A 12,538-nucleotide genomic window follows, 5' to 3' on the forward strand; every position below is an offset into this window, starting at 1 on the left:
GGAGCATCAGCATTTTGCCCGATATTGATTCGTGATCGTTATCGGGCGTAGCAGCAAAATCAACCTTGATGATAAATCTCCAATGCCTGCTCACCGCTGGCACCTTTGTGGACGATCGCCATCAGCGCGCTGACCACCCGTGACGGATTGCTGTGCTGATACACGTTGCGGCCATACACCATCCCACTGGCGCCTTGAGCCATCAAGGCGGCGGATTTTTCCAGCACTGTGCTCAATTCCCCTTTACCACCGCCGCGCACCAGCGTCGGGCAGCGCGCCGCCTCTACAATGCGGTGGAAGTCCTGCACCCGGTCGGTGGGATCGGCTTTAATGATATCCGCCCCCAACTCCCGTGCCAGCCTGACCAATGGCACCATTTTCTCGACATCCCCCAGTGAACCGTAGGCAGCCCCCAATCCCGCCGGGGCCATCACCAGCGGTTCAATCATCAGCGGCATGGCGTAGCGTTCGCAGGCGTGGCGCAGGCGGCCGATATTCTCTACACACTGGCGGAAAATGCCGGGCTCGTCAGGAATCATGTACAGATTCACCACCACGGCGGCGGCGTCCATCTGCAATGCCGCCAGAATAGGGGCTTCCGGGTTGTGCAGCACCGCCCACATTTCGCGGTGGCGAGCGGCGTTATAGGCGTTACCAACGTCGGTGCGCATCACCAGAGCCGGTTTATTGCGCAGCGGTGTGTTTTGCAGCAGGTCAGCCTGGCCATAGTTGACCTGAATAGCATCCGGCTGTGCCGCAATCAGGCTGTGCATAACCAGCTCAATATTTTCCAGCCCAATCAAGAAATCAGGCTCGTTAGCGATGCCGTGATCGATCGCGACATCAAGGCATTTTCCCTGATTAAACAGGCGGTTCATCCGTACTTTACTGCTCAATTGCATGCCAATACCTCCTGACGCTGTGGTTATTTCAGTATTGCCGAGCGGGGGAGATTACGACAGGTGGAATGCATAAATTGCGTTGCTGTTCGCACATTTAAGCCAAAAAACAGGCTTGCCTGCCGAGCTATCGCTGGTAGCTGGGTGCGCTTAGACGCCATTTGTTAGATCCGTGTCATATTTTTGTTACCCATTCATTCCAAAACGCATGTTTCGCTTGTTTGGGTTAAAAAATTTCAATAATCTAAATTATGAAATAAATGTTTGATTTTAGGGTGTGGAACGAAGGCAGCATCAGAAGGTGTATATTAATGCATTGTTTTTAATCTGTTTAAAGGTGTCACCGAAACGTTTTAATCCCGTGTGATTAGGGCAGTAAAGGCAGTGAACCACCGCATAAAGGAGATCGTTACAGGAAAATTGCTGTTTGAATGTAAAAAATATTTTTCATTGGCTGTCGAGTCAACCGGCCTCTTCATTCTAACGATAAAAGGGTAAAGAACATGAAGCTGAAGAAATTGATCGTCACCTCGGTGCTGTTGTGTATGTTGCCAATCAGCGTGTTTGCCAAAGACATCAAAATCGGCGTATCGATGGCGCATTTTGATGACAACTTCCTCACCATTTTGCGCCAGGCAATGCAAAGCAAAATGAAAGAAACCGGCGGTGTCAGCGGCCAGTTTGAAGATGCCAAAGGGGACATTGCTCAACAGATCCAGCAGGTGGAGAACTTTGTCAGCCAGGGGGTGGATGCCATTATCCTGAACCCGGTGGATACCCAAGGGGTGAAACCGATGATTAAACTGGCAGAAAACGCCAAAATCCCGCTGGTATTTGTCAACCGTCGCCCTGAAGCCACGCTGCCTGCCGGCATGGCCTATGTCGGGTCCGATTCCAAGCTGGCCGGCAAACTGCAGATGGAAGAACTGGCCAAGCTGATGAAGGGTAAAGGCAACGTCATGATCCTGCTGGGTGAGCTGTCCAGCGAAGCGACTCGCGATCGGACTCGCGGCGTTGAGGAAGTGGCTGCCCAATATCCAGGTATTCATATCGTCGATAAACAGACGGCCAAGTTTTTCCGTAAAGAAGCGGTGGATGTCACCACCGATTGGATCCTTTCCGGGCAGCAGATTGATGCCATTGCTTCCAATAACGACGAAATGGCGATTGGGGCAATTCTGGCGCTGAAACAGGCGAAAAAAAGCGGCGTACTGGTTGCCGGGATTGATGGCACACCGGATGCGCTGGAGTTTATCAAGAAAGGCGATCTCAGCCTCAGCATCTTCCAGGACGCCAAAGGCCAGGGGGAGGGCGCGGTCCAGACTGCCATTCAACTGGTGAAAGGTGAAAAGGTCGATAGCAGCGTGATGATCCCTTATCAACTGATCACCGAAGCTAACTATCAGCAATTTGCTGGTAAAAACAACAAGTAAAGGTTAGCTCCTGAACTTTCCCTTCGTGCCTGATTGCCGCGATCAATCAGGTACGGATGTGTTGGGTATAAAGGCGGAGGTGAGCGATATGCATCCCTATGTGCTTGAGGCTGAAGGCATCAGCAAGCAATTTCCCGGTGTCAAAGCGTTGGATAACGTCTCTATTAAAATCAAACCGGGCAGCGTGCATGCGTTAATGGGCGAAAACGGTGCCGGTAAATCGACGCTGATGAAATGTCTGATCGGTATTTATCGCCCTGACGCAGGCACAATCAAAATCAAAGGCCAGCCCATGGCGTTCAGCGATACGCTCGACGCCCTGCATTCTGGGATTTCGATGATTCACCAGGAACTGAATCTGGTGCCACATATGACGGTAGCCGAAAATATCTGGCTGGGGCGCGAACCAGCCAGATTGGGTTTTGTGAACCACGGCGAACTCAACCAGAAAACCCGCGAATTACTGCTGCGGCTCAATATTAAATTAGCACCGGAAACGCTGGTGGGGGATTTAAGTATCGCCAGCCAACAGATGGTGGAAATTGCCAAGGCGGTGTCCTATAACGCCGACGTATTGATTATGGATGAACCCACCTCGGCATTAACCGAAGGGGAAGTCGTCCACCTGTTTGCGATTATTCGCGAGCTGCGTGAGCAAGGGAAAGGGATTATTTATATCAGCCACAAGATGGATGAAATCTTTGCGATTACTGATGAAGTGAGCATCTTCCGTGATGGCACCTTTATCGCCAGCGATAAAACTGAAAACCTGACCAAACAATCGCTGATCACCATGATGGTGGGGCGCGAATTAACCCAGATGTTCCCCAAGTTCAATAACAACATCGGTGAAGAGGTGCTGCGGGTTGAAGGTTTACGCCGTGCAGGCTGGTTCCAGGATATCTCTTTTAGCCTCAAACGCGGTGAGATCCTCGGTGTGGCCGGGCTGGTGGGCGCGGGCCGCAGCGAAGTGATGGAGAGCCTGTTTGGCATGCATCCTGCCGAGGGGGGCAGGATCCTGATTGAAGGCCAGCCGGTGAAAATAGATTCACCGTCAAAAGCCATCGAGCAGGGGTTGGCTTTTCTGACGGAAGATCGCAAAAAGTCCGGGCTGTTTCTGGTGCTGTCGGTGGTGGAGAACATGAGTATTGTCAATCTCTCCGAATATATCGGCAAAAACGGTTTCGTCAGCCACGTGCAAATGGCGCAAGACTGCATGGAGCAAATTAAAAAGCTCAATATCAAAACGCCAACCATGGATCAGATTATTAATAATCTCAGCGGCGGTAATCAGCAAAAGGTGTTAATTGCCCGCTGGCTGTTAGCGCAACCGAAAATATTGATCCTCGATGAGCCTACGCGCGGTATCGACGTCGGTGCAAAGGCGGAAATATATCGGCTGATCAGTGAACTGGCGAACCGTGGCGTAGCCATTATTTTAGTGTCATCGGAATTGCCAGAAATTCTTGGCATGAGCGATCGCGTCATGGTCATGCATGGGGGGCGCATCACCGGGATCCTGGATCAAGATGAAGCAGACCAGGAAAAAATCATGGCGCTAGCCTCGGAATAACCTAAAGGTGACCCACAATGAGTAACGCAAATCTGGATAAATCTTTCACGGCGGCTGCGCCGAATAAAACCTCGCTGCTTTCCGGCCTGAATGGCAAGATGCCGAAAGACACCGGTATTTTTATTGTCATGATCGGCATTGCGCTGATTTTTGAAATTCTCGGTTGGTCGATACGCGATCAATCATTCCTGCTGAACCCCAACCGCTTGCTGCTGATTGTGCTGCAGGTGGCGATTATCGGGATTATTGCGGTGGGGGTGACGCAGGTCATTATTACCACCGGTATCGATCTTTCCTCCGGCTCGCTGATTGCCCTGACGGCGGTGGTGGCCGCCAGCCTGGCGCAAACCTCAGACAGTATCTCCCCCATGTATCCTGCTTTGCTCGATCTGCCCGCAGCTATTCCGATTAGTGCCGGGATCGGCGTTGGGATCCTCTGCGGGTTTATCAACGGTTTCCTCATTACCCGTACCGGTATTCCACCGTTTATTGCCACGCTGGGGATGATGGTTTCGGCGCGAGGTCTGGCGCAGTACTACACCAAGGGTAACCCGGTCAGTTTCCTGTCAGACGGTTTTACGGCGATCGGGCAAGGTGCGATGCCGGTGATTATTTTCCTGGTGATCGCGGTGATCTTCCACGTTGCTCTGAAGCATACCCGCTATGGTAAATACATTTATGCCATTGGCGGCAACATGACCTCGGCCAAAGTGTCGGGCATCAACGTCAATAAATATCTGGTGGCGGTCTATACCATTGCCGGGGGATTGGCGGGGCTGGCTGGCGTGGTGCTGGCGGCGCGCGTCAGCAGCGGGCAGTCGAGCATGGGGGGTTCTTATGAGCTGGATGCTATCGCAGCCGCAGTGATCGGCGGCAGTAGCCTGATGGGGGGAGTCGGGCGCATTACCGGCACCCTGATTGGGGCGGTGATCCTCGGGCTGATCAAAAGCGGCTTCACCTTTATCGGCGTGGATTCCTATATTCAGGACATTATCAAAGGCATCATCATCGTGGCCGCAGTGGCCATCGATATGCGTCGCAACCGCAAAAAAGTATAACCGCCATACTCAACATAATTCGAGTTGCTGTAGGTGGCAGTTCGTAGTCAACCCCTATGCTGCTTGAAGTATGACGAGTATCTCTGGCCGCCGGTTTAACCGGCGGCCAGAATGAATTCAGGCTGCGACAGGATTGATGCGCCGTGCCTGGACGTACTTTGTCTTCCAGTATTGATTGTCCAATTCTGAAACCGTCACGCCCACTTTGGTGGAAGCATGCAGGAATTTGCCATCCCCGATGTACACGCCAACATGGCGTTCGCGCGCTGAGGTTTTAAAAAACACCAGATCGCCCGTAGCAAGATCGCCTTTGGCAACGTGCGAGCCTAACTTGCTCTGTTCATGCGAGCTTCTTGGCAAGTTGAGCGAAAACTCATCGGCAAAAATGCGTTGCATATAGGCAGAGCAATCGATGCCTTTACGTGAGTTGCCGCCGAATTTGTAGCGTACGCCTTCCCATTCATCATAGTGTGACAGGATTTTTTTAAGTCTCTGCGTGTCGCTATGCCCTGATTTATCAGGGTTATTGCTGCTGGCAAAGGATGAATTAAAAAAATCCTGCTTGATGTTGGTACTGGTGCTCGCTGCGGCAGAAAAAACGGATAATGAGGTTAAAACAAAAAGTAACGGAGTAAAAATCTTTAGCATGAGTGACATCAAAAGTGAAAACTAAATAACTATCCCTGGTTATAACGCCCGGATGGATCCTTGGGGAAGGCGAAACTTCACACACTTTTCGCTCAAAAATAAACCAATAATTGGCTGTAAATTGTCCTGTTTTGGAGCGGGTGAGTTAAGCCACTGATCGTAATCTTTTAATTAATATGATTTTTAGCCGTGAGTCTGAGTTTATTACCGTATTAAACCAGGTAATAAGGACGCAGCGCCTGGCGTTACCGAGCCGGGCTGCGAGGGCAGATCGGGAGAAAACGTTCTCTTGAAGGAGCGCAATACGGAATGTGGCTTAGCGCCAGAAAAAATAGAGTCGTCCAGTATGTTAAAGCCAGACAGGCTCCCCTGCCTGGCTTGGAGACTTACACTGCGAAGAACTGCAGCACCTGCTGGCTGAACCGCAGCGGGCAAGCCACGTTAGAGATGTGCGAGGTGGGTAAGATAGCCAGCACGGCATCCGGCGCGTTGGCCACCAGCCATTCGGCATCGGCCACGGTGGTAACCGGATCATGTTCCCCGGCGATCGCCAGCAGCGGTGCCAGCATGTGCGGCACTTCTGCCCGCAAATCGGCCTGCGCCAGCGCCTGGCAGCAGGCAGCGTAGCCCGCCGCATTGCCCTGTGCCAATTGTTTTACCAAGCTGGCGACCAGTTGCGCTTGGTCACGCTGGAAATCCTCCGTAAACCAACGGGCGGGAGAAGCGGCGGCGATAGGGGCCAGCCCTGTTTGCTGCACCTGCTGTGCGCGCTGTTGCCAACCCTCTGCGCTGCCGATCCGCGCAGCGGTGTTGGCCACCGCCAGCTTGTGGAAACGCTGCGGATGATAACGGTTGAGCCACAGGCCGGTCAGCCCGCCCATCGAGATACCGCAGAAATAGGCGCGTTCCACATCCAGCTTATCGAGCAGGGCGATCACGTCCTGCCCCAAAATCTCAAGCGTTAGCGGCACCGCTGGCAGCGGCGTGGTGCCGTGGCCCCGCTGGTTGTAGCGCAGCACGCGGAACCGTTGCGTCAACGCCGCCATTTGCGGTTGCCACAGTTCAAAAGTGGTGCCCAGTGAGTTAGACAACACCAACAAAGGTGCTGTACTGGGGCCATCCAGGCGGTAGTCGATAGTCATCTCATACTCTCTCGATAATCAGGGCGATGCCTTGGCCGACGCCGATACACATGGCGCATAAGCCATAGCGGCCACCGGTTTTTTGCAGTTGCCAGGCGGCATTCATCACCAGCCTGCCGCCAGAGGCGCCTAAAGGATGGCCGAGAGCAATGGCACCGCCGTTCGGGTTCACCTGCGGCGCGTCGTCCGCCAGCCCCAGTTCGCGGGTGACCGCCAGCGCCTGTGCGGCAAAGGCTTCGTTAAGTTCGAATACGTCCATCTGATCCAGCTTCAGTCCGGCAAGATTCAACACTTTGCGCACCGCTTGCACCGGGCCAAAGCCCATAATGCTCGGTTCAATGCCGGTTACGGCACTGGCCACGATGCGCGCCAGCGGTTGCAGGCCATGCTGCTGCATACCGCGTTCGCTGGCTAACAGCAATGCACAAGCGCCGTCGTTAAGGCCGGACGCGTTGCCCGCGGTGATGGTTCCCTGTGGGGTGACTACCGGTTTCAGTTTTTCCAGCGCCTGAAGCGTGGTCGCTCTAGGGTGTTCATCCTGAGTGAACAGCAGCGGCTCGCCCTTTTTCTGCGGAATACTGACTTCCGTCAATTGATTGGCGAAGAAGCCGCTCTCTTGTGCGGCGGCGGTGCGTTGCTGGCTGCGTAACGCAAAAGCATCCTGATCGTGGCGGTTAATGCCAAACTTCAGCGCCACGTTTTCAGCAGTTTGCGGCATGGATTCCACACCGTACAGCGCTTTCATCTGCGGATTGATAAAGCGCCAGCCCATGGTGGTATCTTCCAGTTGCATGCTGCGGCTGAAGGCACTTTCCGCTTTGCCCATCACGAACGGCGCACGCGACATACTCTCTACGCCACCGGCGATCAGCAAATCGCTTTCCCCGGTTTTGATGGCGCGTGCGGCCATTGCTACCGCATCCAGGCTGGAGCCACACAGGCGATTAATGGTGCAGCCGGGGACGGAGGTAGGCAGGCCCGCCAGCAGCAGCGCCATCCGCGCCACGTTGCGGTTGTCCTCACCGGCCTGATTGGCGCAGCCCAGCAGCACATCGTCCAGCGCACTCCAGTCCAGCGCCGGGTGGCGCTGTTGCAGAGCCTTAAGCGGCAGGGCGGCCAGATCGTCGGCGCGGATGCTGGCCAGGCTGCCGTTGAGCTTGCCGAACGGGGTACGGACGGCATCACACAGATACGCTGGATTCATGCTGTTTCTCTCTCTGTTGAAGGGCAAAAGTCAGTTCGACCGGGGTGATGTCCTGCAGCTGCTGCGGCGTCAGGCCGCCAAAGATTTCGCGCACTACCAAACCTTGTGGCGTAACGTCGATCACCGCCAGATCGCTGTAGATACGGTCGATACAGCCAACGCCGGTCAGAGGATAAGTGCACTCTTTGACGATCTTACACTCGCCTTTTTTGGTCAGGTGTTCGGTCATTACATACACTTGGCGAGCACCGATGGCTAAATCCATCGCGCCGCCCACCGCCGGGATGGCACCTGGCGCGCCGGTGCTCCAGTTGGCCAAATCACCACGCTGCGAAACCTGATAGGCGCCCAAGACACAAATATCCAGGTGCCCGCCGCGCATCATGGCAAAAGAGTCGCCGTGGTGGAAAAAGCAGCCGCCGGGCAGCAGGGTGACCGCCTGTTTGCCCGCATTGATCAGCTCGGGATCTTCTTCACCGGCGGCGGGGGCTGGGCCCATACCGAGAATACCGTTCTCGCTATGCAGGAAGATCTCTTTGTCGGCGGGCAGGTAGTTGGCGATCTGGGTCGGGATCCCAATCCCCAGGTTCACGTAGGCCCCTTCCGGGATATCGCGGGCAATCCGCTCGGCCAGCTGCGCATGAGTGAGTTTTGACATAACCATTCCTTAAGCTGAAAGCTGTTGAGCGTTGGCGGGGGAGATAACCAGGCGCTGCACGAAGATCCCGGGGGTAATCACGGTTTCCGGATCCAGTTCACCCAGCGCAACCTGCTGATTAACCTCGGCGATGGTACAGGTAGCGGCCATTGCCATGATCGGGCCGAAGTTGCGCCCGGTTTTGTTGTACACCAGGTTGCCCCAGCGATCGGCACGCTCGGCCTTGATCAGCGCGAAGTCGGCCTTCAGCGGCAGTTCGAACACATATTGGCGGCCATCGATCTCGCGGGTTTCCTTATGTTCAGCCAGCAAGGTGCCATAGCCTGTCGGGGTATAAATTCCCCCCAGCCCAGCCCCACCGGCCTGAATGCGTGCAGCCAGGTTGCCCTGCGGGATCAGCTCCAGTTCCAGTTCGCCACGGCGGTAGAGATCGTCAAATACCCATGAATCAGACTGGCGCGGGAACGAACAAATCACCTTGCGTACGCAACCGGCTTTCAGCAGCGCCGCCAGGCCGAAATCGCCGTTGCCCGCGTTGTTGCTGATCAGCGTCAGCTCACGCGGGCGGCGGCGGATCAGGGCATCCAGCAGAGCATAAGGTTGGCCTGCCGGGCCAAACCCCCCCACCATCAGGGTGGCGCCGTCATGAATATCGGCCACGGCGGCGTCGGTGGAAGGCATGCTTTTGTTGATCATTGCTTCTCCTGAGTATGCGGTTGATTGCGGTGCCAAGAGGTTTGGCTGGTTTTAACTTAGAGGAGTAAAAATTGAGCGACAAGTGCGATTATCATCATATTGTGCGATTATCGGAACATTTGTTATTTTGATGTTAATTTTGTGACGCAGGTAGAGAATTTGGCATTTTCCGCCGCCTATCAGGCTGTTTCGGGTTGCTGAGGGTATAGTGCGGTGATTCGTAGGAGTAATTGGAGGCAAGGATGAGTGATAAACCGGAGTTTGCTACCGAAGAGTTGCAGCGGCTGCAGGAGATCAGCGAATTGGCCAACGACCAATACAAGGGCGATCCGAATTTTATGGCCTCGTTGGCCAGAGGGCTGGAAGTATTGCAGGCGTTTAAGCCGCAATATTCGGAGATGTCGGTGTCAGAGATCAGCCAGATCACCGGCATTCCGCGGGCTGCGGTGCGCCGGTGCCTGTATACGCTGAATGCGCTGGGGTTTGTGCATTGCCCGGATGGCCGCCACTATCGCCTGTTACCCCGCGTGTTAACCCTGGGCCACGCCTATCTTTCATCCTCAGAGCTGGCGAAAGCCGCGCAGAACTCACTGGATTACCTGAGCAAGCTGCTGAACGAATCTTGCTCGGTAGCGACGCTGGACGGCGACAATATCCTGTATATCGCCCGCGCTTCGGTAAAACGCATTATGACTATCGATCTGGGGCGCGGCAGCCGCTTGCCAGCCTATGCCACTTCAATGGGCATGGTGCTGCTCAGCGCGCTGGATGCTCAACAGTTGGAAGAGTACCTATCGCGTGTCGCGATCGAACCGTTGACCGGTTTCACCGTGACCAGCACCGAGGCGCTGCGCGCTGAACTGGAGCAGGTGCGCCGCCAGGGCTATGCGATCAACGATCAGCAACTGGAACTTGGCCTGCGTTCTATCGCGGTGCCGATGTACTCGCGCAAAGGCGGGGTAGTGGCGGCGATGAACGTAGGGGTTAATGCCTCGCAGGTCCCGGCCTCAGAGCTGCGTGAAAGGGTGTTGCCCCAGCTACAGCGCACGGCGATGGAGCTGGCGTTATTGCTATAGGCTTTTAGCCCAGCGACGCGGGCTTGATGTAGGTGATGCCTTCCTCTTCATACAGGCTGTAGATCATGTGCAGCAGCGTTTTGATGTCTTCCGATTCATCCAGCAGCCGGGTGCTCATGATGATCGGGGAAACCAGATACTGTTCATTCAAGGCTTTGTAGATCACATCCTGGCGCTTCAGGCTGTGCAAACATTGAGGAACCAAGGTGACGCCTTCGCCTGCGGCCACCAGGCCCAACGCCACCTGCAGCTCGCGGACCTCCATGATTTTACGTGGCTCAAGCGCACGATCGCGAAAGGTTGCCAGCACCTGATCGGCAAAGCTTGGCCGAGGAGTTTGCGGGTAAACGATCAGGGTTTCTGCCTGCAAATGGCGCAGCGTCAGTTCAGGCGCATTCGCCAGCGGGTGATCGGCCGCTAAGGCTGCCATCAGGTTTTCATCGCGCAGGATGATGCGCCGCACGTTGGCATCTTCATGGCGGATGCGGCCAAAGCCCACATCGATGCGGCCCTCTTTCAGCGCCTGGATCTGCTCCATGGTGGTCATCTCCTGCAGGCTCATCGCCACTTCCGGGTACTGCGTGCGGAAGCGGCGGATCAGCCGCGGCATGATCCCGTACAGCGTTGAGGCAACAAAACCAATCGACAGCGAACGTTCCAGTTGCCCAACCCGCTGGGTCATTGATTTCAGCTCCACGCTCTGGGCCAGAAATTGCAGCGCATGGCCGTACAAGAAACGGCCCGCTTCGGTGAGCTTCAGCGGGCGGGAACCGCGCTCAAACAGCATTACCCCAAAATCGTCTTCCAACTGTTGAATCTGTCGGCTGAGCGGCGGCTGGCTGATGTGCAGCCGTTCTGCCGCGCGGCTGAAATTCTGCTCTTCCGCGACGGCGATAAAATAACGTAAATGACGCAGTTCCATATTGATACCTTTAAGGTATGAAGACGATGCTAAATCGGTGTTAGACGGCCAGCATATGTTGGATATAGGGTCATATACAACCTGAATCCGCTAAGTTTGATACCGTAAAAATATGATTAAAACCATTGAAACTCTGCTGCTGGACGTGCCGGCAATCCGTCCTCACCGCCTGTCGGTGGCCACGGTGAATGTGCAAACCCTGGTGTTGGTGCGTGTGCTGTGTGACGACGGGATCGAAGGTTGGGGCGAAGCAACCACCATCGGTGGCCTGAGCTACGGCGAAGAAAGCCCGGAAAGTGTGAAGGTAAATATTGATACCTATCTGGCACCGCTGCTGATCGGGATGGATGCCAGCCAGGTGGCACCGGCGATGGCCCGGTTGCGCAAGTCGATTCAGGGCAACCGCTTTGCCAAATGCGCGCTGGAGACGGCGTTGCTGGATGCGCAGGCGCGGCGGCTGAATATCCCGCTCAGCGAACTGCTGGGGGGGCGGGTGCGTGACGCCCTGCCGGTGGCCTGGACGCTGGCCAGCGGCGATACGCAGAAAGATATCGCGGAAGCAGAAAAGATGCTGGAGTTGCGCCGTCATCGCATTTTCAAACTCAAGATTGGCCTGCGGGCGGTAGAAGCCGATGTGGCACACGTGCTGGCGATCAAGCGGGCATTGGGGGATGACGTCAGCGTGCGCGTCGACGTCAATCAGGCCTGGAGCGAACTGGATGCGGAACGCGGCATCGCCGCACTGGAGGCGGGCGGGATCGATCTGATCGAACAGCCCATCCGGGCAGAAAACCGCGCTGGCATGGCCCGGCTTGCCAGGCGTTTTACCGTGCCGATTATGGCAGACGAAGTGCTGAAAGGGCCGTTGGATGCCTTTGATCTGGCCACCCATGCCGGGGCTGACGTGTTCTCGGTGAAAATCAGCCAGTCCGGCGGCCTGACTCAGGCGCGGCAGGTGGCCGATATCGCTGCGCTGGTAGGGATCGGCCTATACGGCGGCACCATGCTGGAAGGGGCGATTGGTACTGCGGCATCGGCCCATGTATTTGCCACCTTCAGCGATCTCAGCCAGGGCACCGAGCTGTTCGGCCCGCTGTTGCTGACCGAAGACATCCTCACCGAGCCCTTGGTTTACCGCGATTTTATGCTGCAGGTGCCCACCGGAGCGGGGTTAGGTGTTGAGATCGACCGCGACAAAGTCGCCGCTCTGCGCCGTGGCTGACAGAACT

At 55.5% G+C, this 12,538-nt stretch carries 12 protein-coding genes; 5 read left to right on the forward strand and 7 right to left on the reverse strand.

All coding sequences use genetic code 11. From position 1 onward, the window contains the following. Positions 1-59: 59 nt before the first annotated feature. Positions 60-902, reverse strand: a complete 843-nt coding sequence (locus tag WG891_RS12765; protein ID WP_337263063.1) for a class I fructose-bisphosphate aldolase — start codon at positions 900-902, stop codon at positions 60-62. A gap of 500 nt (positions 903-1,402) precedes the next feature. Between WG891_RS12765 and WG891_RS12770 the strand changes: the two genes are divergently transcribed. The 3 genes from WG891_RS12770 to WG891_RS12780 all read left to right on the forward strand — a co-directional run bounded on the left by WG891_RS12770 (position 1,403) and on the right by WG891_RS12780 (position 4,963). After that, positions 1,403-2,332 carry a sugar ABC transporter substrate-binding protein gene (locus WG891_RS12770; protein WP_337263064.1) on the forward strand — a complete coding sequence of 310 codons (930 nt, stop codon included), beginning with the start codon at positions 1,403-1,405 and terminating at the stop codon, positions 2,330-2,332. 88 nt (positions 2,333-2,420) lie between these two features. Further along, positions 2,421-3,905, forward strand: a complete 1,485-nt coding sequence (locus WG891_RS12775; protein WP_337263065.1) for a sugar ABC transporter ATP-binding protein — start codon at positions 2,421-2,423, stop codon at positions 3,903-3,905. Positions 3,906-3,922: 17 nt separating this feature from the next. Next, positions 3,923-4,963: an ABC transporter permease gene (locus WG891_RS12780; protein WP_337263066.1), complete on the forward strand. Its 1,041-nt coding sequence runs from the start codon at positions 3,923-3,925 to the stop codon at positions 4,961-4,963. A 117-nt stretch (positions 4,964-5,080) separates the two neighbouring features. Here WG891_RS12780 and WG891_RS12785 read toward each other — a convergent pair whose 3' ends face one another. The 5 genes from WG891_RS12785 to WG891_RS12805 form a co-directional block, all read right to left on the reverse strand. After that, positions 5,081-5,611, reverse strand: a complete 531-nt coding sequence (locus WG891_RS12785; protein ID WP_337263067.1) for an NlpC/P60 family protein — start codon at positions 5,609-5,611, stop codon at positions 5,081-5,083. Between the two features lie 386 nt (positions 5,612-5,997). Continuing rightward, the gene (gene pcaD / locus WG891_RS12790) at positions 5,998-6,753 is read right to left on the reverse strand and encodes a 3-oxoadipate enol-lactonase (RefSeq protein ID WP_337263068.1); all 756 of its coding nucleotides are present in this window, start codon (positions 6,751-6,753) and stop codon (positions 5,998-6,000) included. A 1-nt stretch (position 6,754) separates the two neighbouring features. Next, positions 6,755-7,957, reverse strand: coding sequence for a 3-oxoadipyl-CoA thiolase (gene pcaF / locus WG891_RS12795; RefSeq protein ID WP_337263069.1), 1,203 nt, complete (start codon positions 7,955-7,957; stop codon positions 6,755-6,757). After that, on the reverse strand, positions 7,935-8,615 hold the full coding sequence (locus tag WG891_RS12800; RefSeq protein ID WP_076941266.1) for a 3-oxoacid CoA-transferase subunit B: 681 nt from the start codon (positions 8,613-8,615) through the stop codon (positions 7,935-7,937). Before WG891_RS12800 ends, pcaF begins: the two co-directional genes overlap by 23 nt. Positions 8,616-8,624: 9 nt before the next feature. Next, positions 8,625-9,311 carry a 3-oxoacid CoA-transferase subunit A gene (locus WG891_RS12805; protein WP_337263070.1) on the reverse strand — a complete coding sequence of 229 codons (687 nt, stop codon included), beginning with the start codon at positions 9,309-9,311 and terminating at the stop codon, positions 8,625-8,627. A gap of 242 nt (positions 9,312-9,553) precedes the next feature. Between WG891_RS12805 and WG891_RS12810 the strand changes: the two genes are divergently transcribed. Continuing rightward, positions 9,554-10,387: an IclR family transcriptional regulator domain-containing protein gene (locus WG891_RS12810; protein WP_337263071.1), complete on the forward strand. Its 834-nt coding sequence runs from the start codon at positions 9,554-9,556 to the stop codon at positions 10,385-10,387. 4 nt (positions 10,388-10,391) lie between these two features. Here WG891_RS12810 and WG891_RS12815 read toward each other — a convergent pair whose 3' ends face one another. Then, entirely contained in the window at positions 10,392-11,309 is a 918-nt protein-coding gene (locus WG891_RS12815; protein ID WP_337263072.1) for a LysR family transcriptional regulator, read from the reverse strand. A gap of 112 nt (positions 11,310-11,421) precedes the next feature. Here WG891_RS12815 and WG891_RS12820 point away from each other — a divergent pair, with 112 nt between their 5' ends. Beyond that, on the forward strand, positions 11,422-12,531 hold the full coding sequence (locus WG891_RS12820) for a muconate/chloromuconate family cycloisomerase (RefSeq protein WP_337263073.1): 1,110 nt from the start codon (positions 11,422-11,424) through the stop codon (positions 12,529-12,531). Positions 12,532-12,538: the final 7 nt, after the last annotated feature.

It is taken from the genome of Serratia sp. MMO-28 (genome assembly GCF_037199905.1).
Taxonomy (GTDB): domain Bacteria; phylum Pseudomonadota; class Gammaproteobacteria; order Enterobacterales; family Enterobacteriaceae; genus Chania; species Chania oryzae.